The organism is Streptomyces sp. NPDC046821 (assembly GCF_040645335.1).
In the GTDB taxonomy this organism is placed as follows: Bacteria; Actinomycetota; Actinomycetes; order Streptomycetales; family Streptomycetaceae; genus Streptomyces.
Genome location: NZ_JBEYYB010000002.1, coordinates 606144 through 630445, shown reverse-complemented (window position 1 = coordinate 630445; position 24302 = coordinate 606144). Strand labels below are relative to the sequence as shown.

Annotated in this window: 23 protein-coding genes; 10 read left to right on the top strand and 13 right to left on the bottom strand. The window is 72.1% G+C overall.

All coding sequences use genetic code 11. The features are described from left to right. Positions 1 to 224: 224 nt before the first annotated feature. From ABZ893_RS06310 to ABZ893_RS06290, 5 genes are all read right to left on the bottom strand, one after another. A complete protein-coding gene (locus tag ABZ893_RS06310; RefSeq protein WP_361397576.1) occupies positions 225 to 1832 on the bottom strand; it encodes an FAD-dependent monooxygenase in 1608 nt (535 codons plus the stop codon). 196 nt (positions 1833 to 2028) lie between these two features. After that, positions 2029 to 2931 (bottom strand): amino acid ABC transporter permease, encoded by a 903-nt coding sequence (locus ABZ893_RS06305; RefSeq protein WP_361397573.1) that lies wholly within the window; start codon positions 2929 to 2931, stop codon positions 2029 to 2031. Further along, positions 2928 to 3575 (bottom strand): amino acid ABC transporter permease, encoded by a 648-nt coding sequence (locus tag ABZ893_RS06300; protein WP_361397569.1) that lies wholly within the window; start codon positions 3573 to 3575, stop codon positions 2928 to 2930. The genes ABZ893_RS06305 and ABZ893_RS06300 overlap by 4 nt, the downstream gene beginning before the upstream one ends. Before the next feature lie 186 nt (positions 3576 to 3761). Then, the gene (locus ABZ893_RS06295; protein WP_361397566.1) at positions 3762 to 4682 is read right to left on the bottom strand and encodes a glutamate ABC transporter substrate-binding protein; all 921 of its coding nucleotides are present in this window, start codon (positions 4680 to 4682) and stop codon (positions 3762 to 3764) included. A gap of 74 nt (positions 4683 to 4756) precedes the next feature. After that, positions 4757 to 5533, bottom strand: coding sequence for an amino acid ABC transporter ATP-binding protein (locus ABZ893_RS06290; RefSeq protein ID WP_361397563.1), 777 nt, complete (start codon positions 5531 to 5533; stop codon positions 4757 to 4759). A gap of 296 nt (positions 5534 to 5829) precedes the next feature. On the opposite strand from ABZ893_RS06290, the gene ABZ893_RS06285 reads away from it, so the two are divergent. The 3 genes from ABZ893_RS06285 to ABZ893_RS06275 all read left to right on the top strand — a co-directional run bounded on the left by ABZ893_RS06285 (position 5830) and on the right by ABZ893_RS06275 (position 8450). Beyond that, positions 5830 to 6516, top strand: a complete 687-nt coding sequence (locus ABZ893_RS06285) for a response regulator transcription factor (RefSeq protein ID WP_361397560.1) — start codon at positions 5830 to 5832, stop codon at positions 6514 to 6516. A 9-nt stretch (positions 6517 to 6525) separates the two neighbouring features. Continuing rightward, positions 6526 to 7935, top strand: coding sequence for a HAMP domain-containing sensor histidine kinase (locus tag ABZ893_RS06280; RefSeq protein ID WP_361397557.1), 1410 nt, complete (start codon positions 6526 to 6528; stop codon positions 7933 to 7935). A gap of 134 nt (positions 7936 to 8069) precedes the next feature. Beyond that, entirely contained in the window at positions 8070 to 8450 is a 381-nt protein-coding gene (locus ABZ893_RS06275) for a VOC family protein (RefSeq protein WP_361397554.1), read from the top strand. A gap of 14 nt (positions 8451 to 8464) precedes the next feature. Here ABZ893_RS06275 and ABZ893_RS06270 read toward each other — a convergent pair whose 3' ends face one another. Then, a complete protein-coding gene (locus ABZ893_RS06270) occupies positions 8465 to 9460 on the bottom strand; it encodes a TAXI family TRAP transporter solute-binding subunit (protein WP_361397551.1) in 996 nt (331 codons plus the stop codon). A 147-nt stretch (positions 9461 to 9607) separates the two neighbouring features. Here ABZ893_RS06270 and ABZ893_RS06265 point away from each other — a divergent pair, with 147 nt between their 5' ends. Next, on the top strand, positions 9608 to 10054 hold the full coding sequence (locus ABZ893_RS06265) for a nuclear transport factor 2 family protein (protein WP_361397548.1): 447 nt from the start codon (positions 9608 to 9610) through the stop codon (positions 10052 to 10054). An 82-nt stretch (positions 10055 to 10136) separates the two neighbouring features. Here the strand turns inward: ABZ893_RS06265 and ABZ893_RS06260 are convergent, their stop codons facing one another. From ABZ893_RS06260 to ABZ893_RS06245, 4 genes are all read right to left on the bottom strand, one after another. Beyond that, positions 10137 to 10286, bottom strand: coding sequence for a hypothetical protein (locus tag ABZ893_RS06260; RefSeq protein WP_361397545.1), 150 nt, complete (start codon positions 10284 to 10286; stop codon positions 10137 to 10139). A 16-nt stretch (positions 10287 to 10302) separates the two neighbouring features. Continuing rightward, on the bottom strand, positions 10303 to 11229 hold the full coding sequence (locus tag ABZ893_RS06255) for an MBL fold metallo-hydrolase (protein ID WP_361397543.1): 927 nt from the start codon (positions 11227 to 11229) through the stop codon (positions 10303 to 10305). Beyond that, complete coding sequence (locus tag ABZ893_RS06250; RefSeq protein ID WP_361397540.1) at positions 11226 to 11771, bottom strand: flavin reductase family protein; 546 nt, start codon at positions 11769 to 11771, stop codon at positions 11226 to 11228. The genes ABZ893_RS06255 and ABZ893_RS06250 overlap by 4 nt, the downstream gene beginning before the upstream one ends. A 71-nt stretch (positions 11772 to 11842) precedes the next feature. Then, entirely contained in the window at positions 11843 to 12628 is a 786-nt protein-coding gene (locus tag ABZ893_RS06245) for an SDR family NAD(P)-dependent oxidoreductase (RefSeq protein WP_361397537.1), read from the bottom strand. Between the two features lie 262 nt (positions 12629 to 12890). Here ABZ893_RS06245 and ABZ893_RS06240 point away from each other — a divergent pair, with 262 nt between their 5' ends. After that, positions 12891 to 13382: an SRPBCC domain-containing protein gene (locus ABZ893_RS06240; RefSeq protein ID WP_361397534.1), complete on the top strand. Its 492-nt coding sequence runs from the start codon at positions 12891 to 12893 to the stop codon at positions 13380 to 13382. Beyond that, on the top strand, positions 13379 to 14602 hold the full coding sequence (locus ABZ893_RS06235; protein ID WP_361397531.1) for a hydrolase: 1224 nt from the start codon (positions 13379 to 13381) through the stop codon (positions 14600 to 14602). Before ABZ893_RS06240 ends, ABZ893_RS06235 begins: the two co-directional genes overlap by 4 nt. 865 nt (positions 14603 to 15467) lie before the next feature. On the opposite strand, the gene ABZ893_RS06230 is transcribed toward ABZ893_RS06235, so the two are convergent. Beyond that, positions 15468 to 16757: an FAD-dependent oxidoreductase gene (locus ABZ893_RS06230; protein ID WP_361397528.1), complete on the bottom strand. Its 1290-nt coding sequence runs from the start codon at positions 16755 to 16757 to the stop codon at positions 15468 to 15470. Next, on the bottom strand, positions 16757 to 17080 hold the full coding sequence (locus ABZ893_RS06225; RefSeq protein ID WP_361397525.1) for a 2Fe-2S iron-sulfur cluster-binding protein: 324 nt from the start codon (positions 17078 to 17080) through the stop codon (positions 16757 to 16759). Before ABZ893_RS06225 ends, ABZ893_RS06230 begins: the two co-directional genes overlap by 1 nt. Before the next feature lie 158 nt (positions 17081 to 17238). Here ABZ893_RS06225 and ABZ893_RS06220 point away from each other — a divergent pair, with 158 nt between their 5' ends. Next, complete coding sequence (locus tag ABZ893_RS06220; protein ID WP_361397522.1) at positions 17239 to 18807, top strand: MFS transporter; 1569 nt, start codon at positions 17239 to 17241, stop codon at positions 18805 to 18807. Between the two features lie 101 nt (positions 18808 to 18908). On the opposite strand, the gene ABZ893_RS06215 is transcribed toward ABZ893_RS06220, so the two are convergent. Beyond that, positions 18909 to 20135 carry a cytochrome P450 gene (locus ABZ893_RS06215; protein ID WP_361397519.1) on the bottom strand — a complete coding sequence of 409 codons (1227 nt, stop codon included), beginning with the start codon at positions 20133 to 20135 and terminating at the stop codon, positions 18909 to 18911. Between the two features lie 190 nt (positions 20136 to 20325). Between ABZ893_RS06215 and ABZ893_RS06210 the strand changes: the two genes are divergently transcribed. From ABZ893_RS06210 to ABZ893_RS06200, 3 genes are all read left to right on the top strand, one after another. Continuing rightward, positions 20326 to 21357: a CaiB/BaiF CoA-transferase family protein gene (locus ABZ893_RS06210; RefSeq protein ID WP_361397516.1), complete on the top strand. Its 1032-nt coding sequence runs from the start codon at positions 20326 to 20328 to the stop codon at positions 21355 to 21357. A 164-nt stretch (positions 21358 to 21521) separates the two neighbouring features. Next, entirely contained in the window at positions 21522 to 23153 is a 1632-nt protein-coding gene (cimA, locus tag ABZ893_RS06205; RefSeq protein ID WP_361397514.1) for a citramalate synthase, read from the top strand. Positions 23154 to 23189: 36 nt separating this feature from the next. Beyond that, on the top strand, positions 23190 to 24242 hold the full coding sequence (locus ABZ893_RS06200; protein WP_361397512.1) for a ketoacyl-ACP synthase III family protein: 1053 nt from the start codon (positions 23190 to 23192) through the stop codon (positions 24240 to 24242). The last annotated feature ends 60 nt before the right edge of the window (positions 24243 to 24302 follow it).

Genomic DNA, 24302 nt, shown 5'->3' with positions numbered 1-24302 from the left:
CCAGGCTCCTCGTCCGGTTCGGACGGGGAGCCTGGAGTGGGCCGGGTGCGGCCGGGTCAATGTGATGTCGTCGCGGTTCCGGTCTTCGCGTCGTTCTCTGCGGGGCCCCCGAGTGCGGTCTCGGAGGCGGGGCGCAGCTCGTCGGGCCGGACTCCGCGAGGGCCGTGACCAGGCTCCTCGTCCGGTTCGGACGGGGAGCCTGGAGTGGGCCGGGTGCGGCCGGGTCAATGTGATGTCGTCGCGGTTCCGGTCTTCGCGTCGTTTTCCGCGGGGCCGCCCAGCGCGGTCTCCGCGGCGGCGCGTAGGTCGTCGGGGCGTACTCCGCTGAAGGCCGTGACCAGGTGGCCGTCCGGGCGGATGAGGAGGACGGAGTGGGCCGGGGCGCCCGGGTAGCTCTCCGCGACAAGGAGTTCCGCCTCGTGCGGCAGCGCCGTCACCGCCGCCGCGAGTCGGGGCATGACGCCTGCCCCGACCCAGTGCCGCCGCTCCCACACCCCCGTACCGGGAGCGATGAGGACGACGAGCAGGTGTCCGAGGCCGAGCCGTTCGCGTAGCTGGACGAAGGACCCGTCGGGGGCCGTGACCCGGACGTCCTCGACGGGCGCGCCCGGAGGTGTGCCCACGGCGACCTCCGACTCGACGGGTTCCGGCGCGAGGGGCGAGTCGGCGTACGAGCCCGGCGCGCCAAGGGCTCCCTGCCCCAGATGACCGTCCGTGAGCAGCGCGTCATGGCCGCGAGCCGAACCCGCCACGTACGACCGCAGCCCACCGCCGCCGCGCAGTATCGGCAGCGCCTGGTCGGCGGCGCGCAGCCGGCCGGCGACGACCGCCCGGCGCTCGGCCTGATAGCTGTCGAGGAGCGCCTCGCGCGGGCCCTCGTGCCAGGCGGCGGCGAGCTTCCAGGCGAGGTTGTCCGCGTCGCGAAGCCCCTCGTCGAGCCCCTGCGTGCCGAGCGCGCCGAGCAGGTGCGCCGCGTCTCCGGCGAGGAAGACCCGGCCGACGCGCCAGCGCCGGGCCAGGCGGTGGTGCACCGTGTGGACGCCCGTGTCGAGCAGCTCGTACGGCGGGGTGGCGCCGCCGGACCAGCCGGCCAGCGTCTCCCGGACGCGGGTCACCAGGATGTCGGGTGTGACCAGCTCGCTGCGGGGCGGCAGCAGCCAGTCGAGGCGCCAGACACCGCCGGCGAGGGGACGGCCAACTACCTCGCCGCCCGAGGCGCCGGAGGTCCGCCAGGGCAGGCTCCGATGGAGCAACGCCTCGCCGGGCCAAGGGAGTTCCGTGCGCAGCGCGGCGACGGCGTGCCGTTCGACGGCGGTGCGGCCGGGGAAGCGGATGTCGAGGAGTTTGCGGACCGTGGAACGCGGACCGTCGCAGCCCACCAGGAAGCTGCCGCGCCACCAGGTGCCCTGCGGGCCTCGGGTGTGCGCGGTCAGCCCTGCGGCCTCCTGCTCGACCGCGTCGAGGCGGCTGTTCACGGCGAGTTTGATCAGGCGCTCGCCGGCGACGGCCTTGCGCAGCGCGCCCGTCACCTCGTGCTGGGCCACGTGCAGCGGCGACGGCAGCTGTTCACCGAAGGTGAGCTCCCGCATCACCTGTTTCCGGCGCAGCGAGCGCCAGCCGGTCCAGCGGGTGCCCGTCGCGTCGAACGTCGTACCGGCGAGCCGCTCGACGAGGGCGGCGGTGTCCTCGCGGAGGACCACCGTGCGGGCGGGGCGTTGTTCGTCCTTGCCGGGGCCCTCGTCCAGGACCACGGAAGGCACGCCCTGACGGGCGAGTGAGAGGGAGAGCGTGAGCCCGACGGGGCCGGCGCCGACGACGATCACCGGATCCACGGCGCGGCTCCTCCTGCCCAGGTGAGTGCTGTGGGAGTCGTACAGGAAAGGGCAGTTGGAGCGGGGTGCGCGATCACAGAACGTATGCAACCCATTGCGGGTGCTTGCGTCAAGTGACGGAGGCAGTGGCGATCATGCCACTGCCTCCGTCGGCTCACATCTCGTCAGTTTCTGCGCCCGGCGGCGCAGTTCCGGCTCAGTCGGCGGTCGCCTCCGCGACGGCCGGCTCCGCGTCGGTCGCGCTGGCGGATGCCACGGCGATACCGGTCTTCGCACGCCGGCCGCGCTTCTCGATCCAGGTGGCCAGTCCGGCCAGCGCCAGACACATCGCCACGTAGATGGCACCGACGACGATGACGACCGCGGTGATCGGGTTCTCGCCGTTGACGATGATGTTGCTGGCCATGGTGCGGGCGGCGAACAGCAGCTCGTTGTACGTGATGATGTAGCCGAGCGAGGTGTCCTTGAGGGTCACCACGAGCTGGCTGATCATCGTCGGCAGCATCGAGCGCACGGCCTGCGGCAGCAGCAGCATCGTCATGACCTGCGACTTGCGCAGTCCAAGGGCGTACGCGGCCTCGACCTGTCCGCGCGGCACAGCGTTGACGCCCGCCCGGATCACCTCGGCCTGGACGCAGCCGTTGTAGACGGTCAGACCGATGACGAGCGCCCAGAAGGCGGTGTTGTCGCCGATGACGCCGAGGCTGTCCTTGTAGGTCAGGAACAGCACCCACAGGGCGTAGATCGTGATCAGCAGCGGGATCGCGCGGAACAGTTCGATGAAGCCCGCGGTGACACGGCTGACGGCCTTGTGGTCCGAGAGGCGCGCGACGGCGAGGAGCACGCCGAGCACCAGGGAGAGCACGCCGGCGACGGCGAACACCTTCAGGGTGGTGAGCACACCGTCGCGGATGCTGCTCCGCACACCGGCGTTGTTGAAGATGTTCCAGACCTCGGGCTCCAGCTGGCCCTTGACGTTCATCCGGTACAGGGTGAACGCGATCAGGCCGAGCACGGCGAGGGCGCCGAGGACGGTGTAGATGCGGTTGCGCGTACGGGCCTTGGGACCCGGCGCGTCGTACAGGACGCTCGAACTCATCGTGCGACCCCCATGCGCCGCTCGAGCAGCCGGAAGAGACCGCTGATGGTGAAGGTGATGACCAGGTAGCCGAGCGCCACCCAGAGGAAGATCCAGGCGATGGCGAAGCCCTGGTCGCTGAGCAGCTTCTGCACGCCGAACAGCTCGGTGACGCTGAACGCGCCCGCGATCGCGGAGTTCTTCGTCAGCGCGATGAAGATCGAGCTCAGCGGCGGCAGAACGGTCCGGGTAGCCTGCGGCAGGACGATCATGCGCAGGGTCTGGAAGAACGTCATGCCGATCGACCGCGCGGCCTCGGCCTGTCCCAGCGGCACCGTACTGATGCCGGACCTGACGGCCTCGCACACGAACGCCGACGTGTAGCAGCCGAGCGCCATGAGCGCCTTGGCCCACGGGCTCAGACCCGGCATGAAGACGACCGGGATGACGAACCACGCCACAAGGAAGAGCAGGGTCAGCGGGGTGTTCCTGAAGAGCGTGACCCAGGCGGTGCCGAAGAAGCGCAGCGGGGGCACGGGAGAGACACGGAACCCGGCGATGATGACACCCAGGACCATCGCGAGGAGCCCGCTGGCCAGGGTCAGCAGGACGGTGCCTATGAACCCCTCGCGGAATTCCGCGAGATGGTCGAGCAATACGTTCACGGGGATGTCCTCGTGGGCGGCGGCGGACAAGCGGCGGCGGACAGGCGGCGCGGGCCGCGCCACGGGCGCCCAGTGCGGGTGCGCCCGTGGCGGGCGGCTCACGACGGAGGATCGGGCGGTGCGGAGCCGGGGCTTGCACCGCAGGGGTGGTGTCCGCCCGATCGGGGCCGGACACCACCCGGCGCGTCAGTAGCGCTCGACAGCCGGCGGCGCGGTGTACGCGGACTTGGACAGGCCGAGCGTCGCGTCGTACGCCTTCTTGTAGTCGCCGTTCTTCTCGTGCGCCTCGATGGCGTTGTCGACCGCGTCGCGTAGGGCCTTGTCGTCCTTGTTCATGCCGATGCCGTACGGCTCCTTGGTGAACGGCTTGCCGACGACCTTGAGCTTGGTCGGACGCTGCGCCGCGTAGCCCTTGAGGATGGCGTCGTCGGTCGTGACGGCGTCGACCTCGTTGTTGAGGAGCTGCTGCACGCACTCGGAGTACTTGGACAGCTCGACGGTCTTGGCGCCGTACTTGGGCTTCTTGATCTCCTGGAGCGGGGTCGAGCCCTTGATGGAGCAGACCGTCTTGCCCTTGAGGGAGTCGGGGCCAGTGATGCCCTTCTCGTCGCTGCGGACGAGGAGGTCGGCGCCGGCCATGAAGTACGGACCGGCGAAGCCGACCTGCTTCTTGCGCTCGTCGTTGATCGTGTACGTGCCGACGTAGAGGTCGACCTCGCCCTTCGAGATCGTCGTCTCACGGACGTTCGAGTCCACCGTCTTGAACTCGATCTGGTCGGGCTTGAAGCCGAGGTCGGCGGCGACCATCTTGGCGATCTCGATGTCGAAGCCCGAGCGCTTGCCGTCGGTGTCCTGGAAACCGAGGAACGGCTGGTCGTTCTTGGCGCCGATGACGATCTTGCCGGCCTTCTGCGCCCGCTTCAGCGTCGCGGAGTCCAGCTTCACACCCGAGGCGACCGTGTATTCCGGCAGCTTCGGCTGGTCCTTGCCGCCGGCGGCACCGGCGGGCTTGTCACCGGCGTTGCCGGACTGGCCGCCGCAGGCGGTGGCGGTCAGGGCGAGCGCGGCGACGACGGCGGCGGCCGCGGCGGACTTACGGAGCTTCATGTGAACATCCTTCGTTTCGGCGGTTTTCGGCCGTGAAAAAAGTCGGACGCCGGTGTGCGCGTCCCGGGTCGGAGTCAGTGGTGCAGGATCTTCGACAGGAAGTCCTTGGCCCGGTCGCTGCGCGGGTTGCTGAAGAACTGGTCGGGGGTGGCCTCTTCGACGATCCGTCCGTCCGCCATGAAGACCACGCGGTTGGCCGCCGAGCGCGCGAAGCCCATCTCGTGGGTCACCACGATCATGGTCATGCCGTCGCGGGCGAGCTGCTGCATGACCTCGAGGACCTCGTTGATCATCTCCGGGTCAAGAGCCGAGGTCGGCTCGTCGAAGAGCATGACCTTCGGGTCCATCGCCAGCGCCCGCGCGATCGCGACGCGCTGCTGCTGCCCGCCCGAGAGCTGCGCGGGGTACTTGTCCGCCTGCGTGCCGACGCCCACCCGGTCGAGGAGGGCGCGCGCCTTCTCCTCGGCCACCTTCTTGTCGGCCTTGCGGACCTTGATCTGACCCAGCATCACATTCTCGAGCACGGTCTTGTGCGCGAAGAGGTTGAAGGACTGGAAGACCATGCCCACGTCCGCGCGGAGGCGGGCGAGCTCCCGGCCCTCCTGCGGCAGCGGCTTGCCGTCGATCGTGATCGCGCCCGTGTCGACGGTCTCCAGGCGGTTGATCGTGCGGCACAGCGTCGACTTGCCGGAGCCGGAAGGCCCGATGACGACGACGACCTCACCGCGCGCGATGGTCAGGTCGATGTCCTGGAGCACGTGCAGCGCGCCGAAGTGCTTGTTGACTTGGTTCAGTACGACCAGCTCGTCGGCCGCGGGAATGGCGTCCTTGGTCACCGATACATCGCTCATCGGGGTCTTGCTCCATCCTCCTCGGTTGCGGAGGACAGTAGTGACGTCGTACGACCAACGTCATTACATCTGAGCGGAAATTGAGCATAACGATCCGGCTGCGGACGGACACTATGGGTGAAGGGGATGGCCGTCCGCGTACCGGCTGGATAACGGAAGGCTTCCGTAACCGGAACGCTCTTGACGGCGTCCTTACGTATCGGAGTGGATGCCCTGGTGCGCTTCACGCGCGCGTGCACGGCAGCGTCCCGACGGCGGGCCGCGGCCACTCCACCGACGAGCCGAAGGGGGCCCTGATGAGACTGCTGCTCGTCGAGGACGACGACCATGTCGCCGCAGCTCTGTCGGCGGTTCTCGCCCGGCACGGCTTCATCGTGGCGCACGCGCGCAGCGGCGAGGAAGCGCTCCGGGCCCTGGTCCCCGAACCCGACGCCTTCGGAGTCGTACTCCTCGACCTCGGCCTGCCCGACCAGGACGGCTACGAGGTGTGCGGCAAGATCCGCAAGCGCACCGCGACCCCCGTCATCATGGTGACCGCCCGCTCCGACGTACGGTCCCGCATCCACGGCCTCAACCTCGGCGCCGACGACTACGTCGTGAAGCCGTACGACACCGGTGAACTGCTCGCCCGTATCCACGCGGTGAGCCGGCGCAGTCTGCCGGAGGAGCTCGCCGCGCCGGCCGAGGACGGGCTGCGGCTCGGGGCCGTGCGCATCGAACTGCCCACCCGCCAGGTCAGCGTGGACGGTTCCGTCGTCCAGCTGACCCGCAAGGAGTTCGACCTCCTCGCGCTCCTCGCCCAGCGGCCCGGCGTCGTGTTCCGCCGGGAACAGATCATCAGCGAGGTCTGGCGCACCAGTTGGGAGGGCACGGGCCGCACCCTGGAGGTGCACGTCGCGTCGCTGCGCTCCAAGCTGCGGATGCCGGCCCTCATCGAGACCGTGCGCGGCGTCGGGTACCGGCTCGTCGCGCCGGCCGCCTAGAGGCCGCGGGTGCGCGCCCGGCTCCTCCCGCTGCTCATCGTCCTGATGGCGGGCGTGCTGCTCGCGCTCGGCTTCCCGCTCGCCGCGAGCGTGGCCGCCGCCGAGCAGCAGAAGGTCGTCGTCGACCGCATCGACGACACCGCCCGTTTCGCCGCCCTCGCCCAGTTCGTCACCAAGCGCACGACCGGCTCCCGCGTACGCGTCACGGACGAACGCCAGCAGACCCTCCAGACCGAACTCACCCGCTACTACGAGGTGTACGGGATCCGCGCGGGCGTCTTCTACCGCGGCAGCGAACCCATGGCGCACGCCCCGGGCGACTGGCGGCTGCCCGCTCGCGGCGCCGTGCGCGACGCATTCGCCGAGGCGCTGTTCTCGCGCGGCAGCCACGACCCGCACCAGGTGTGGCCCTGGCAGCGCGGCGGCCGGCTCGTCGTCGCGTCGCCCGTCATCAGCGACGGTGACGTCGTCGCGGTCGTCGTCACTGAGTCACCCACCGGCGCGATGCGCTCCCGCACGCTCCGGGGCTGGCTGTTCATCGGGACGGGCGAGTTCGCCGCGATGCTGCTCGCCGTCGGCGCCGCGCTGCGCCTGACCGGATGGGTCCTGAAGCCCGTACGGGTCCTCGACGCGACCACCCACGACATCGCGACCGGACGCCTCAAGTCCCGCGTCGCCTCTGCCGGCGGACCGCCGGAACTCCGGCGCCTGGCCCGGTCGTTCAACGAGATGGCCGACAACGTCGAGGACGTCCTGGAGCAGCAGCGCGCCTTCGTCGCCGACGCCTCCCACCAGCTGCGCAACCCGCTCGCCGCCCTGCTCCTGCGCATCGAGCTCCTCGCCTTCGAACTGCCCGAGGGGAACGAGGAGATCGCCTCCGTGCGCACCGAGGGCAAGCGGCTCGCCCAGGTCCTCGACGACCTGCTCGACCTGGCCCTCGCCGAGCACACCGAGGCGGACCTGCGGCTCACGGACATCGGCGAGCTGGTGAGCGAACGCGTGGGCGCCTGGCGGCCCGTCGCCGACGAGAAGGGCGTACGGCTGGCCGAGAACTGCCCCGCGGTCACCGGCTGGGCGGACCCCGTGGCCCTGTCCAGCGCGCTCGACGCGGTGATCGACAACGCCCTGAAGTTCACCCCCGCCGGCGAGGAGGTCACGGTGTCCGTCGCCCGCAACGGCGAGTCCACCGAGATCGTCGTCGCGGACCGGGGGCCGGGCCTGCGCGAGGACGAACTCGCCCGGATCGGCGACCGGTTCTGGCGCAGCGCCGGCCACCAGAACGTCAAGGGCTCGGGCCTCGGCCTGTCCATCTCACGGGTACTGCTCGCGGCCGGCGGCGGCACCATCGCGTACGCCCCGCACGAACCGCACGGGCTGCGCGTGACGGTCGCGGTGCCGCGGACGCACCGGGAGGGCTGAGCGCGTTCCCCTGCGGTGCCCAAGCCGTTCTGGACCGCCCCTAAAACCCGTCGCGCCGGCGTGACTTGACCGGTACGGTCGCCTGCGGGTGCCCTCCGAGGGGCGCCGGAGCCCCCGACGAAAGCAGGCTGCCCGTGGCATGTCGTATCAGTGAACTCGTGCTCGGTTGCCGGGAACCCGAGGTGCTTGCACGGTTCTGGTGCGAGGTCCTGGACTTCGTCGTGCTCGACCGCGAAGGCGACGACTGCATCGAGATCGGGGCGCGCGACGGGTTCGGCGGCTCGCAGCCGACGATCATCCTCAGCCGCCGCGACGAGCCGGAGCCGGGGAAGTCCCGGCTGCACATCGACGTCAACGCCACCGACCGCGACCAGGACGCCGAGCTCGAACGCCTCCTGAAGCTCGGGGCGCGCCCGGCCGACATCGGCCAGACCGGCGACGAGCAGTGGCACGTGCTCGCCGACCCCGAGGGCAACGAGTTCTGCCTGCTCAAGGCCCGCCTCAACCCGATCTGACGGGCCGGCGGAGCCTAGGGCTTGACCGAGCGGTAGTAGCGCCGGGCGCCCTCGTGGAGGGGCAGAGGGTCCGTGTAGAGCGCGGTGCGCAGGTCCACGAGCTGGGCCGCGTGCACCTTGGTGCCGATGTGGTCGCGGCTGTCGATCACCGTGCGCGTCACCGCCTCGGTCAGCCTGGGGTCGGCGCGGTCCGTCGTGACCAGCAGGTTCGCCACGGCGAGGGTGGGGACGGCCACGCCCTCCTGGGCGTCCGGGTACGCGTCCGCGGGCATCACGGCGGCCCGGTAGTAACGGGACGCCCCGCCCTGCCGGTGCAGCGCGTCCACCAGGTTGCCCAGCTCCACGAGCCGGATCGGGTAGCTCTGCGACAGCTCGCGCACATGGTCCGTCGGCAGGCCGCCCGACCAGAAGAACGCGTCGATGTCCCCGCGCTTCAGCGCCCGCGGCATGTCGTCGATGCCCGTGGCGACGGGCGTCAGGTCCTTCTCCAGGTCGAGCCCGGCGGCCTTGGCCACGCGCTCGGCGATGAGCCGGACCCCGGACCCCGGACCGCCCACGGCGACCCGGTGGTGCCGCAGGTCAGCGACCGACCGGATCGACGACGAGCGGGGCACGACCAGCTGCACGTAGTCGTCGTAGAGGCGGGCGCAGCCGCGCAGCCGGTCCGCGCCCGCGCCGCCGTCCAGCTGGTACTTCTCGACGGCGTCGGCGGCCGCGATGGTGAAGTCGGCCTTGCCGGTGGCGACCCGCTCGACGTTCTCCTGGGACCCCTCGCTGTTGGTCAGGCGTACGTCGAGGTCCGGCAGGTCGTGGCCGAGCGCGGTCCGCAGGAGCTTGCCGTAGAGCTCGTACACCCCGGTCCGCTGGCCCGTGCTGATGGTGACGCTGCCGGTCGGCGCCGCCGCGTGCAGCGGCAGCAGCCACCACAGGAGCAGCCCGACGACCACGACGACGACGGCCGAGCCTTCGAGGACGTGCCGCCTGCGGATACGGGGGAGGGCCTGGGACATGCGGGCGATCCTGCCATCGCACTCCCCGTCAGGGCCAGGGGCGCCGGACCGGCACCGCGAGCGCTCCTCCAGTGCCGCTGCAGCCGCGCCCGGCAGGCTGGTGGTGACGACGGGCGGCCGTGAGGGCCGCCGCGAAGGGAGTTCGCCATGTCTCAGTCCGTCGGGACCCTCCGTCAGCAGGTCACGGGTGACCTGTACGCCGAGGTGCAGACGTTCTACGCCCAGCAGATGCGACGGGTCGACGCCCTGGACATCGAGGGCTTCGCCGACACGTTCACCGAGGACGGGGAGGTCGTCCACGCGGGCGGGCAGCGCCAGAGCGGGCGCGAGGAGATGCTCGCCGGGATGCGCGCCAATCTGCCCCGCTACAAGGACATCGCCGTCCGGCACTGGTTCGGTCACCTGCTCATAGAGGCCGACCCGCAGGACGAGGACACGGTGCGGGTCTCGTACTACACGCTGGTCACCCAGACCTCCCGGGAGGGGAAGGTGTCCTTCCAGCCGACGTTCACCGTCGACGACGTCCTCGTGCGCCGGGACGGCCGGCTGTTCACCCGCTCCCGGGTCATCCACCGCGACAGCCCGGCGGCCTGATCGGGATCTGCTCCTGGATGTCCGGCACATGGCCGAGGGGCCCCCGCAACAGGGGCCCCTCGGCCATGTGCCGGGCGCGCGTTCAGTCGATGCCCCGGCAGATGTGCGGCTCGCTCCCGTCGTCGTCCAGCTCCCCGGCGAGCAGCAGCGGGATCCGGCACGGCACGCCGTGGAACTCCAGGTGCGACGGCAGTGCCCCTTGCGTCTCGCGGTCCAGCAGAATCGTCTCCATCGAGGACTCCTCTCGGTCAGGCGTGGCAGCAGGGCAGCGCCCCGTGGAAGGCGACCATCTCCTTGAAGGACGCCCCGACGTCGATACGGGCACCCGGCGCGAGCCCCTCCAGTTCGGCGTACGCGCGGTGCAGGTTTCCGACCAGGCGCTCGGAGTCCAGGAGCCCGGCGAACGCGCCGAGGTCCGCCTCCCGGGCCGCCTCCAGCGGGCTCAGGCCGCGCCGCAGCCCGTCCCGCGCAAGGTCCTGGAGCCGGCGGACGTACGCCTCCGTCGCGTCGATCAGCTCGGGCCCGCCGACCGGACCGTGACCCGGGACGACCACGCCGGCGCCCAGCGCGCGCATCCGTTCCAGGGCCCGCAGCGAGCCGGTGACCGAGCCCATCAGGAGGTACGGGGTCACGCCCGACCACACCACGTCACCGGTGAACAGCACGCCGCGCTCCGGCACCCACGCGATCACGTCGTTCGCGGTGTGGGCCGGGCCCACGTGGAGCAGCTCGGTGCGCGGGCCGCCGTCGGCGTGCAGGGTGAGCTCGTCCCGGAACGTGAGCGTGGGCAGCGTCAGCGGGGTCTCGCCCCACTCGACGTCCGGCCACAGGTGACGCAGGCCGAGGCCCGCCTCCTCCGTGTCGGAGCGCGTGCCCGCGTGCGCCACGATCGTCGCGCGCGGCACGAACTGGCCGTTGCCGAAGGTGTGGTCACCGTGGAAGTGGGTGTTGACGACGTAGTCCGGGCCGCCCGGCACGACACGTTCCACCTCCTCCCGCAGCCGTCGCGTACGGGACTCGGTCGCCGCCGTGTCGATCAGCACCGCGGGGCCGCCGCCGGCGACGAGGCCCGCGTTGTTCAGGCACCAGCCGCCCTCCGGCTGGACGAACGCGTGGACGCCGTCGGCCACTTGATGCAGGGTGCCGGGGCCGGCCACCGTCTTCGTGGTCGTCACGCGGCCGCCCCCTGACGCCCGGCGGCGGGCAGGCGGCCGAACTTGCCCTGGTGGAACAGGAGCGGGTCCGGGTGCGGGGCGCCGTCGGACAGGGCGACGACCCGGCCGATCAGAAGGGTGTGGTCGCCGGCCGTGTACTCCGCGTCGAGCACGCACTCGACGTACGTCTCCGCGGCGGGCAGGACGGCGTTGCCGGTCACGCCCTCGCGCGCGCCGAGCCGCACCATCGCGGCGCTGCCCTCCGGCCGGTCGGGCTTGCAGAACTCCACGGCCAGGTCCAGCTGGGCCTCGCCGAGCACGTTCACGGCGAAACTGCCCGCGTTCATGATGCGCGGGCGCATCCGGCCGGAGGCCTTCACGGACACGAGGATCAGCATCGGGTCGAGCGAGACCGAGGTCAGGCTGTTGAGCGTCATCACGATGGTCTCGTCGCCGCTTCCCTGGGTGAGCAGGGTGACGCCCGTCGGGAATCGGCCCATCGCGGCACGGAACGCGGCCACGTCGGGTTCGGCCAGCGTCGCGCCGGCGGTCACAGGGGTCATGTCAGGTACTCCCGTCTCGTTTCTGTCTGGCCCGTGGCGGGCGTCGCCGGTACCGGCGACGCCCGGGGCCGTCAGTAGTTCCCGAGCCCGCCGCAGACGTTCATGGCCTGCGCGGTGATGGACCCGGCGGTGTCCGACGCGAGGTAGCCGACGAGCCCGGCGACCTCTTCGGGGGTGGAGTAGCGGCCGAGCGGGATCTTCGCGTTGAATTTCTCCTGGATCTCCTGCTCGCTGACCCCGTAGTGGCCCGCGTAGCCCTGGCGCACGCGCTGGGCCATGGGCGTCTCGACGTAGCCGGGGCAGACGGCGTTCACGGTGATGCCGGTCGACGCGAGCTCCTTGCCGACGGCCTTGGTGAAGCCGATCACGCCGTGCTTGGAGGCGGAGTACGGCGCGGCGAGCTCGACGCCCTGCTTGCCGCCCGTGGACGCGATGTTGATGATCCGGCCCCAGGAACCCTCGCGCATCAGACCCGTGCTGAGCACTTCGCGGGTCACGCGGAAGGTGCCGTTCAGGTTGGTCTCGATCACGTCGTCCCAGAGCGCGTCCTCGATCTCAGCGGTCACGCCGCCACCGCCGCGGCCCGCGTTGTTCACGAGGATGTCGATGCGTCCGTACTCGGCGACGGCCGCCCGTACGGCCTCCTGGATCTGCGTCAGGGACGTCACGTCGCACACCGTGCCGGCGACTTCGTAGCCCCGCTCGCGCTGTTCCTTGACCATCGTGCGGACGTTCTCCGCGTCGCGCGCCACACCGAACACCAGGGCGCCCTGCCGGGCCAGCAGCTCGGTCACGGCCAGGCCGATCCCGCTGGTCGCACCGGTGACGAAGGCAACTCGTCGTCCCGCGTCTGTCATCGTGCTCTCCCCATCGCTCGTGTGAGTCGTCGCTCGCGTCGGCATCACTCGTGCCGGTCGAACCCGGTCCGCTCGTGTCGGTCCGGTCCACGTCGGCTCGACGGTGGGCCCGGCTCCTTGCGGGTTTCTCGTACGGGGGTGGAGCCGGGGTGGAGGCCGGATGTTCGAGCCGTACTCGACACGGGGCCTAGCGCGGCCCGTCAGCTTGGGCGCATCAGATGCCGTGGCCGGGCGGGACACCTGGCCGGAGCGAGGAGGCCCCGTGCCCGAGCAGACGCAGACCCTGCCCGACGTCAGGAAGTCGGTGACCGTGGCGGCGACGCCCGGCGAGTGCTTCAAGGTCTTCACCGAGCGCCCCGCGGACTGGTGGCCGCCGAGCCACATCCTGGTACGCAAGGAGCGCGCCGGCCTCGCCTTCGAAGGCGGCGTGGGCGGGCGCTACTACGAATGGGACGTGGAGGGCACCGAGATCGCCTGGGGCCAGGTCCTGGAGTGGGAGCCGGGCCGCCGGGTCGCCATGACCTGGCGTATCGACCCCAACTGGCAGTCCCTGCCCACCGATGAGGGCGCCAGCCAGATCGAGGTCGACTTCGAGGCGGTCGACGCGGGCCACACGCGCGTGTCGCTCGCCCACGTGAAGCTGGACCGGCACGGGCCCGGCGCCGAGCGCATCTTCAAGGCGCTCGACGGGCCGAGCCCCGGCGAGACCCTTGAGCGCTTCGCCCGCGCCATCGCGAACGGCTCGGCGTCGTGAGCGTCGACGTCGGCGCGGTCGGCGCTCCGCGAGCCGGCGCTCCGGCCACGCCGGTCGACCCGGCCACCTCGGCTGCCCCGGCCGCCCCGGTCGACCTGGTGGCCCAAGTCGCCTCCGCCGCCCCCGACTCGGGACTCGTCCCCGCCGCCGGCAAGCTCCGCGAGCTCGCCGCCCGCCACGCCGCCGACGCGGACACGGGCCGCAGCCTGTCCCGCGAAGTCACGGACGCGATACGGGAGTCCGGGTTCGCCCGGCACTTCGTGGCCGAGCGGTTCGGCGGCACGGAGGGGTCGTTCGCCGAACTCACGCAGGCCGTGACGGCCGTCGGCGAGGGCTGCGCCGCCTCCGCGTGGTGCGCCTCGCTCGCCGCGTACTCGGCGCGCTTCGCCTCGCACCTGCCCGAGCAGGGCCACCTGGAGCTGTGGGGCGCGGGTCCCGACACGGTCGTGGCGACCGGCCTGATGCCCGCCGGACGGGCACGCGCGGCCGACGGGGGATGGCGGGTCACCGGCGAGTGGGCCTACGTCAGTGCCGTCGACTTCGCCGACTGGGTGATGGTCTGCGCGGCCGTCGCCGGCGGTGACGGGCCGCCGCAGCTGCGCTTCTTCACGCTGCCGCGGGGCGCGTACACCGTGCGCGAGACGTGGGACAGCGTCGGGATGCGGGCCACCGGCAGCCACACCGTCGTGGTCGACGACGTGTTCGTGCCGGCCCATCTCACCTTCGACCGCACCGACATGCTCACCGGCCGCAACGGCTTCTCAGCAGTAGCCGCCCACAACGTGCCCTTCCAGGCGGTCGGCGGCCTCACCTTCATCGCCCCCGTCGTCGGCGCCGCCACGGGCGCGCTGGCCGCTTGTACGGGTTCGATCACCGGGCGCCGCCGCAACCAGACGGCCGAACTGACCGTCGTCCGCGCCTCCGGCCGCATCGACGCCGCCCGGCACCTCGTCGAGGAGAACGCCCAGGTCCTGGACCGGCGGCAGTTCACGCCCGAACACATGGCGCGCAACGAGCGCAACGCCACGTTCGCCGCCGAGATGCTGCGCGAGGCCGTGACGCTCTTGGTCGGCGCCGCCGGGACCGGAGGCCTGGGCGAGGGCCACGCGCTCCAGCGCTTCTGGCGGGACATCACGTCCGCGACGAGCCACGTGGCGCTCCAGTACGACACGGCCGCCCGCAAGAACTATTCGGCGGTGCTGCTCGGGCCTGAGGGCTGAGCGGGGAGGGATCTGGCAGAGGGGGCGTCCCGCACACCACGGGCGCCCCTTCGCTGTGCCCGGCGGCTCGGAGCGGGGGCCCGTTGGCTGTGCGGGGCGGCCCGGGGCGGGAGCCTGTTCGCGGTGCTCGGCGCCCGGAGCGGGAGGCCGTTGGCCGTGGCTGGTTGCCCGGAGCGGGAGCCCGTTGGACGTGCCCGGTTGCCCAGAGCAGGAACCCGTTCGCCGTGCTCGGCGGCCCCGGAGCCGGACCCGGTTCGCCGTGCCCGGCGGCGCGGGACAGGGCCCCTTGCGCCGCGTCCGACGGCCCGGGGCGGGAGCCTGTTCGCGGTGCTCGGCGCCCGGAGCGGGAGGCCGTTGGCCGTGGCTGGTTGCCCGGAGCGGGAGCCCGTTGGACGTGCCCGGTTGCCCGGAGCAGGAACCCGTTCGCCGTGCTCGGCGGCCCCGGAGCGGGACTCGGTTCGCCGTGCCCGGCGGCGCGGGACAGGGCCCCTTGCGCCGAGTCCGGCGGCCCGGGGCGGGAGCCTGTTCGCGGTGCCCGGCTGCCCGGAGCGGGAGCCCGTTGGACGTGCTCGGCGGCCCCGGAGCGGGACCCGGTTCGCCGTGCCCGGCGGCGCGGGACAGGGCCCCTTGCGCCGCGTCCGACGGCTCGGAGCGGGAACCCGTTCGCCGCGCCCGGCTCCCCGGGCGGGAACCCTTTCACCGTGCTCGGCTCCCGGGAGCGGGAGCCTGTTTGGCGTGCCCGGCTGCCCCGAGCAGGGACCCCTTCAGCGTCTCCGGCGCCCCGGCGACTTGGCTGCCCCGGAACACGAAACGGTCCCAGCCCCCTTCAGGGAGGGGCCGGGACCGTTCTTCGTCGGCGTCGGGCTCAGGCGGGGACGGACAGCCTGCCCTCGGCGGCAGCGGCAGCGGCAGCGGCAGCGGTCGGCGTGCGTGGGAGTTTCTTCAGGTCGAAGCCCGGCTCTCGGGCCGTCGCCGGAGGCAGGTGCGTGCCGTTGGTCAGCAGGCGGCGGGCGATGCCGTGGTCCGCCGGGCGGTTCACGGACTCGACGCCGATCAGCCGGCCGGCCCGGAAGCACAGGACGGAGAACCGTCCGTCGTCCGGTTCGCCGATCGTCACGGTCTCGTCGTGCGCGGCCGTGAGCCCGGCCATCTGGAGCCGCATCGCGTACTGCTCGGACCAGAACCAGGGCACGGCGGTGTACGCGTACGGCTCGCCGCAGATCGCAGCGGCCACGCAACGCGCCTGGTCGGTCGCGTTCTGGACGGATTCGAGGCGGACGTGGCGGCCCGCGTGCGGGCTGGGGAAGCGGGCGCAGTCGCCGACCGCGTAGATGTCCGGGTCCTCGGTCCGCAGGTGCTCGTCCACGACGATGCCGTCGCCGACGGCCAGGTCGGCGGTGAGGGCGAGTCGGGTGTCGGGCAGGACCCCGACACCGACCACGACGAGGTCGGCGGCGATCCGTTCGCCGTCGCCGAGCTCCATGACCTGGACCCGGCCCTCCGTGTCGCCGTACAGCGCGGAGACCTCGCGGCCCAGTTCCACCCGGACGCCCTGGGCGCGGTGCTCCGCGACCACGTGCTCCGACATGCGCGGCGTCAGCGCGCGGGCCAGCGCCCTCGGCTGCGCCTCGACGACGGTCACCTCGTGGCCGAGGCCCCGCGCGGTGGCCGCCACTTCGAGCCCGATGAACCCGGCGCCGACCACGACGACACTGCGCGGCGGCCCGCTGAGCCGCAGCCGCAGATCCTCCGCGTCGGCCAGATCACGCAGGGAAATGACCCCGGTCAGTGAGGCGCCGGGGACGGGCAGCGTGCGCGGGCGGCTGCCGGTCGCGAGGACCAGCGCGCCGTACGGCAGCCGCAGCCCGGACTCCAGCAGGACCGTGCGCCGCTCCCGGTCGACCGAGGCGACCCGGTCGCCCGTCAGCAGCTCGATGTCCTGCGCGGCGTAGAACGACCGCGGGCGCAGCGCGATGTCGGCGGCCGGCACCGTGCCGGCCAGATACCCCTTGGAGAGCGGCGGGCGGTCGCACGGGCCGGTCGGCTCGTCGCCGACGAGCGTGATCCGGCCCGCGTAGCCGCGGCCGCGCAGCGCCGCCGCCGTCTCCAGACCGGCCTGGCCCGCGCCGGCGACCACCACCGAGTGCGGCGCCATCAGCTCTGCGCCTCGGGCAGGTGGACCAGGAGGCCGTCCATCTCCTCGGAGACCGGAAGCTGGCAGCTCAGCCGGCTGAACCCGGTGCGCTCGCAGGCCGTGCCGTACAGCACGTCGTCCTCGACGGGGTCCATCGCCGGCAGCCGCACCGTGCTCTCCGCGTCGACGTACACATGGCACGTGCCGCACTGCGCGGAGCCGCCGCACTGGGCCTCGATGCCGTCGACGTTGTTGAGCTTCGCCGCGCGCATGACCGTGTCGGGCGCCTCGACGTCGAGGACGGTGACGGTGCCGTTCGGATGCTTGTAGGTGATCTTGGCCATGGCGAGCTCTCCTAGGGGAATATCGGCCATCCGTGCGGAGGTACGTACGGACTGTGGCGAGCCCTCCTGCAATCGCGGTGGAGGAGCTCTCGACCGGCCCCCGCGCGCTCGACCGGATCGCTACCGCCGGTCGATCGGCCGCGCCCAGGGTGACCGGCATGACTGTGACCGAAGGGACCCGGGAGACGGCCGTCGCGCCGGGCGCGAGCGGGGCGGGCCACCGCCTCGCCCTCGTACTGACCGCCTGCTGCCTGGGCCAGTTCATGAACGTGCTGGACGCGTCGGTGGTGAACGTGGCCTTGCCCGTCATCGCGGCCGACCTGCACTTCACCCCGCACAACCTGCAACTCGTGAACAACGCCTACACGGTGGTCGTCTGCGGCTTCCTGCTGCTCGGCGGACGGCTCGCGGACCTGTTCGGCCAGCGCCGCGTCTTCCTGGGAGGCGTCGGCCTGTTCACGCTCGCCAGCCTGGTCGGGGGAGCGGCGGACGCCCCCGTGACGCTCGTCCTCGCCCGCGCCTTCCAGGGGCTCGGCGCCGCCGTCATGGCACCCGCCACGCTCACCGTGCTCGGTACGACGTTCACCGAACCGGCCGCCCGCGCACGGGCGTTCGGCTGGTGGAGCGCGGTGTCGGGAGCGGCGGGCGCGATCGGGGTGCTGGCGGGAGGCGTGATCACCGAGTGGTTCTCGTGGCGCTGGATCTTCCTGGTGAACGTCCCCATCGGCCTCCTGCTGCTGGCCCTCGTGCGCTGGGTGGTCCCCGAGACCCGCCCCGCGCGAACCGGCGAGCCCCACACCAGCGAGCCCGGCACCGGCCCGCGCAGCACCGTCCCCGGCGGCACCGGCACGTGCGGCACCCGCCCCGCCCGCACCGGAGGGCCCGGCACCCACAAACGCCGCACCCGCCTGGACCTCCCCGGCGCCGTGACCATCACCCTCGGCCTGATGTCCACCGTCCACGGCGTCTCCCAGTACGCCCAGCACGGCTGGGGGTCTCCATGGGTGGTCGGCCCGCTGCTGGCCGGGGCGCTCCTGATCGCCGCTTTCCTGGTGATCCAGACGCGGTTCGCCCGGCACCCCCTCGTGCCGCTCGGCATCTTCCGGAACCGGTCGGTCGCCGCCGCCAACCTCGTGGCGTTCTTCGGTGTCGCCGCGCTCTTCAGCACCTTCTACTTCTTCACGCTGGTCCTCCAACAGGTGCTCGGCTACAGCCCGTTGCGCGCCGGACTCAGCTACCTCCCGCTCTCCGTGGGCATGGCCCTGGGCGGCTGGGGCATCGCACCCCTCGTACCGAAGGCCGGCCCGCGCCCGATCCTGCTCGGCGGCCTCACCCTCGCCGCGGGCGCCCTGTTCTGGATGTCTTCCGTGGGCGCGGGCGCCGACTACCTCAGCGACGTGCTCGGGCCCTGTGTCCTGCTCGGTACGGGCATGGGCGCCGTACTCAACGCCACGACGAACGCCGCCACCGCCGGGCTCGCCCCGCACCAGGCCGGGCTGGCCTCCGGGCTGCTCAACACCACGCGTCAACTCGGCAGCGCCGTCGGCCTGGTGACCCTGGCCGCGCTCTCCGCCGCCCGCATCGACGCCCGGACCGCAGCGGGCGCGACCGCTGTCGACGCCCGCGCCGCCGGTTACGGCCTGGCGCTCACCGGCGCCGCCCTGTTCGCCGTCGCGGGCCTGGTGGCCGCGCTGTTCGTCCCGGCCCGGAAGCGGTCCGCGGACTGACCCGTCGCAGCCCACCGGCACCACGAACAGGTCCACATGCCTGTGCCGCCGGCCAATCACGCGGCCGGCGGCACAGGCACAGGACCTCATCGGACAAGACCTCACCACTTCACGGGCAGCTCCCACAGCCCGTAGATCACGGCCCCTTCCTTCCGGGGTATCTCCAGGAAGGGCTTGGCGAGCTGAAGGGTGGGGATGCGCTGGAACAGCTTGCTCCACACGATCTCCAGCTCCAGGCGGGCGAGGTCCGCGCCGATGCAGTGATGCACGCCGTGCCCGAAGCCGAGGTGCTTGCGGCTGCCGCGCGTGATGTCGAGCTTCTCCGGCTCGGGGAAGACCTCCGGGTCACGGTTGGCCGCGAGCCCGAGGCACAGGATGCCGTCGCCCTTGCGGATGACCTGGCCGCCGATCTCGATGTCCTCCAGAGCGACCCGGGGCACCGCGGTGTCACCGATCGTCGCGTACCGCACCAGCTCCTCGACGGCCGGCTTCACCAACGACGGGTCGGACAGCAGGAGTTGGAGCTGGTCGGGGTTCTCCAGGAGGCAGGCGGTGCCGAGCGAGATCTGGCTGGCGGTGGTCTCGTGGCCGCCGTTCATCAGGAGCCGCACCATGTTGAACAGGTCGCGGTCGGTGTACTCCTCGCCGGAGGCCTCGTAGTCGGCCATCGCACGGCTCAGCAGGTCCTCGCCGGGCTCGCGCTTCTTGAGCTGGATGAGATCGTTGACGTACTCGTTCACCTCGACGATGGCGGCCTGCCGCTCCTCGGTGGAGCTGTGGCCGCCGAGTAGCGCGGTGCCGTGCTTGATGAAGAACTCGTGCCGGTCCTGCGGGATCCCGAGAAGTTCGCAGATCACCGTCATCGGCACCGCCAGCGAGAACGCGTGGTGGAAGTCCACCACGGGCGTCATCGCGAGCAGCTTGTCGAGGTGGTCGTCGACGATCTCCTCGATCCGCGGCCGCAGCCGCCGCACCTGCCGGCTCGTGAACGTCAGGGCGGCCTTGCGCCGGGTGTTGCTGTGCTCCTTGCCGTCGTACCCGATGAACGACGTCTCGGTGCGGTACTCCGGCGGGGCGATGAAGTAGAAGGGGAAGTTGTCGTGCTTGCGGGACGCGCTGACGCGCGGGTCGGTCAGCAGGCGGCGGATCGTCTCGTAACCGGCGACCGTCCATATCCGCAGGCCGGATCCCCTGAGCGTGACCTGGGAGACGTCCTTCTCGACGATCTCCCCGTACTCCTTCGGGGGCGTGAACGGGCACTGCCGCTGGTAAGGAAAGGCACGGGTCTCCGCCTCGGCGGCGCCCTGCTCCGTGGCACTGGTGGTCACAGCGAATCCTTCCTCATGGGTGGTTCCACGTGGGTGGTTGCCCGTGCGTGGTTCCTCGTGGCGAACCGGACGGACAGCGGTCGCCCAGTTGCCCGACCACGCTGCCAGCGCCCGCTCGGGCACAGCTGGAGTCCCGGCGGCCCCGCTCCAGCGAGGCTCCGGCACCGCTTCCTAGCCTCCGGGAATGGGCATGGAAGCGACAGGAAACGGGCCTCGCCCGCTGAGCGGGCTGCGTGTGGTCGAACTGGCGGCGATCGGGCCGGTGCCCTTCGCCTGCATGGTGCTCGCCGATCTCGGCGCCGAGGTGATCCGCGTCGACCGGGCCGACGGCCGGCGCTCCTTCGAGCAGTGGCACAAGGAACTCGACCGGGGCCGGCACCGTATCGCCCTGGACCTGAAGAACCCCGGCGACGTCGAGGAGCTCCTGACTCTCGTGGAGACCTCGGACGTGCTCGTCGAGGGCTTCCGGCCGGGCGTCGCCGAACGCCTCGGCATCGGCCCCGACGCGTGCCACGCCCGCAACCCGGGGCTCGTCTACGCCCGGATGACCGGCTGGGGCCAGGACGGGCCGCTCGCCAAGTCCCCCGGACACGACATCAACTACCTTGCCCTGACCGGCGCGTTGGACGCGATCGGCGAGGCCGGTGGCCCGCCCGTCGTCCCCGTGAACTTCCTGGGCGACTTCGGCGGCGGCTCCATGTTCCTGATCGCCGGCGTCCTCGCGGCCCTGTACGAGCGCGAGTCGACGGGGATAGGCAGGGTCGTCGACGCCGCGATCGTGGACGGGGTCGGCGCGATGCTCGGGATGCTCGTCGGTATGCGGTCGGCCGGACAGTGGCGCCACGAACGCGGCACGAACCTGCTCGACGGCGGCGCTCCCTTCTACACGTGCTACGCGTGCGCCGACGGCGGACACGTAGCCGTCGGCGCCCTGGAGGAGCAGTTCTACGCGGCCCTGCTCCACGGCCTCGGTCTCGACGCGGCCACGCTGCCCGACCGCGACGACCCGCACAACTGGCCTGCTCTGCGGCGGGAGTTCGCGACCCGCTTCGCCCGCCGGAGCCGTGACCAATGGGCGCGCCTGTTCGACGGAACGGAGGCGTGTGTGACGCCGGTGCTGAGCGCCGCCGAGGCGGCCTCCCACCCGCACCACCAGGCGCGCGGCAGCGGGCCCGCCACGCCGGCGCCGCGCTTCAGCCGCGCTCCGGCGGAACTCCACTGACGGAACTGACGGAACTGACGGAACTGACGAGAGGCCCCCGCCGCCGGTCGCGTGCGCGGTCCCAGGTCCATCGCCGCTCGAGCGGTTCTCCGGGCGGCCGCCGGACGGTGGGGTCAGCATCCGGAGGCCGGTACCACCGGCGCACCAAGGACAAGGGAGGGGCGATGGCCGAGCGGAGCTTCCAGCTCTACGACACGACCCTGCGCGACGGCGCCCAGCAGGAAGGCATGGTGCTGACGGTCGAGGACAAGCTCGCCGTCGCACGCGAACTCGACGGCCTCGGCGTCGGATTCATCGAGGGTGGCTGGCCCGGGGCCGTCCCCAGGGACACCGAGTTCTTCCAGCGGGCCCGTACCGAACTCGACCTGAAGCACGCCCAGTTGGCCGCGTTCGGCGCCACCCGAAGAGCCGGCGTCCCGGCCTCCGTCGACCCGCAGGTACGGGCCCTGCTCGCCGCCGAGACCCCCGTGATCACCCTCGTCGCGAAGAGCCACACCGGCCATGTGCGCGACGCGCTGCGCACCACCCTCGCCGAGAACCTCTCCATGATCGGCGGCACGGTCCGCCACCTCGTGCACGCGGGACGACGGGTCTTCGTCGACGCCGAGCACTACTTCGACGGCTACCAGCTCAACCGCGAGTACGCCCTCGCCGTCGTCCGCACCGCCGCCGAGGCCGGCGCGGAGACCGTCGTCCTGTGCGACACCAACGGCGGATCGCTGCCCGACGAGGTCGCCGCCGTCGTCGCCGAGACCCTCGCCATGACCGGCGTACAGCTCGGCATCCACTGCCACAACGACACCGGGTGCGCCGTCGCCAACACCATGGCGGCCGTCGACGCCGGCGCGATCCAGGCCCAGGGCACCGCCCACGGCTACGGCGAACGTTGCGGGAACGCGAACCTGTTCACCGTCATCTCCAACCTCGTCCTCAAGCGCGGCCGCGAGGTCGTCCCCCTGGAACGGCTCGCGGGCCTCGCCGCGACCGGCCGCGCCGTCGCCGAACTGACCGAACTCCCGGGCAGCGCCGCCGCGCCCTACATCGGCGAGTCGGCCTTCACGCACAAGGCGGGCCTGCACGCCTCCGCCCTGCGCGTCGACCCCGACCTCTACCAGCACACCCGCCCCGAGCTCGTCGGCAACGTGATGCGCACCCTCGTCTCCGACATGGGCGGCCGCTCCTCGATCGAACTCAAGGCACGCGAGCTGGGCTACGACGTCGAGGCCGGCTCCGACGAGGTCGCCCGCGCCGCGACCCGCGTGAAGGAACTGGAGAGCGCCGGCTACAGCTTCGAGTCCGCCGACGCCTCGTTCGAGCTGCTGCTCCGCGAGGAACTCACCGGCGCCCCGCGGTCCCGGCCGTTCGAGGTCGAGTCGTGGTCCGTAGGCGTCTTCGGCGTCCACGACGACGAGGTCCGCACCGAGGCCACCGTGCGCCTGACCGTCCAGGGCCGGTCCGTCACCGCGACCGGCCACGGCAACGGCCCGGTCAACGCCCTCGACACCGCGCTGCACGCCGCGCTCGACCCCTGCTTCCCGGCCCTCGCCCGGCTCCAGCTCGTCGACTACCGCGTCCGCGTGCTCAGCGGCGAGACGGGCAGCAGCGCCGACGCCCGCGTCCTCATCTCCTACCAGGACGGCGACCGGCGCTGGGGCACCGTCGGCGTCGACGCCAACACGACCGCGGCCAGCTGGCACGCGCTCCTCGACGCCGTCCACTACGTCCTGCTCGACGAGGCCCCGGCCCGCCGCGTCCTGGCCGACGCCGCCGAGCCGCTCGAACCGTTCCGACCCTGACCCGCCGGACAGGCCACGACCTTCCTTGGAGAGACAGTGCGTCTGGAAGACGTCTACATACGGGGGACCGCCACCCGGCTTCCCGCCCGCATCACGATCGCCGACGCCGTCGCCGCCGGTGAGTGCCCGCCGGGGACGGCCGCGGCCACCGGCATGGAGTCGGTGGCGTACTCGCCCGACGAGTCGGCCGCCGAGATGGCGGCGGCCGCCGCCCGCACCGCCCTGGACCGGGCCGGCACCGACGGCGGCGACGTGGACCTCCTGCTGCACGCCGACACCTACCACCAGGGCCAGGACCTGTGGCCGGTCGCCTCGTACATCCAGCGCGAGACGCTCGGCAACACCTGCCAGGCGATCGAGATACGGCAGATGTCCAACGGCGGGCTCGCCGCACTCGACCTGGCGAGCGCCTACCTCACCGCCGGTCACGGCCACAGCGACGCCCTCCTCACCACCGCCGACCGCTTCTGCGCCCCCGGCATCGACCGCTGGCGGACCGACCCGGGCACGCCCTACGCCGACGGCGCCACCGCCCTCGTCCTCTCCCGGCGCGGCGGATACGCCCGGCTCGTCTCGCTCGCCCTGCACGCGGACGCCGAACTCGAACCGCTGCACCGCGGCGACGACCCCTTCACCACAGCGCCGTTCGGCCACCGCATCCCCGTCGACTTCGAAGCCGCCAAGCGCGCCTTCGTCGGCCGGGCCGGAATGTCCTTCGCGATCTCCCGGGCGCACAACGGCCAGCAGACCGTGATCAAGCAGGCCCTGGCCGACGCCGGCTGCGAACTCGGCGACGCCGACTGGGTGGTGCTTCCGCACTTCGGCCGCCGACGCCTGACGTCCATCTACTACAAGCCGTTCGGCATCGACCCCGACCGTACGACGTGGGACCACAGCCGCACGGTCGGACACCTCGGCGCGGGCGACCAGTTCGCCGGCCTCGACCACCTGACCGTCACCGGGCGCGCCAAGCCCGGCGACCGCGTCGTCATGGTCAGCGTCGGCGCCGGCTACAGCTGGGGCTGCGCCGTCGTCGACATCCTCGAACAGCCTTACTGGGCCCGGGAGTTGTCTACGTCGGCGGCCTGAAAGCCGTACGAACACCGGGCGACGGCCGCCGGTCCACCCGTTCTCAAGTGCCGCTCGATC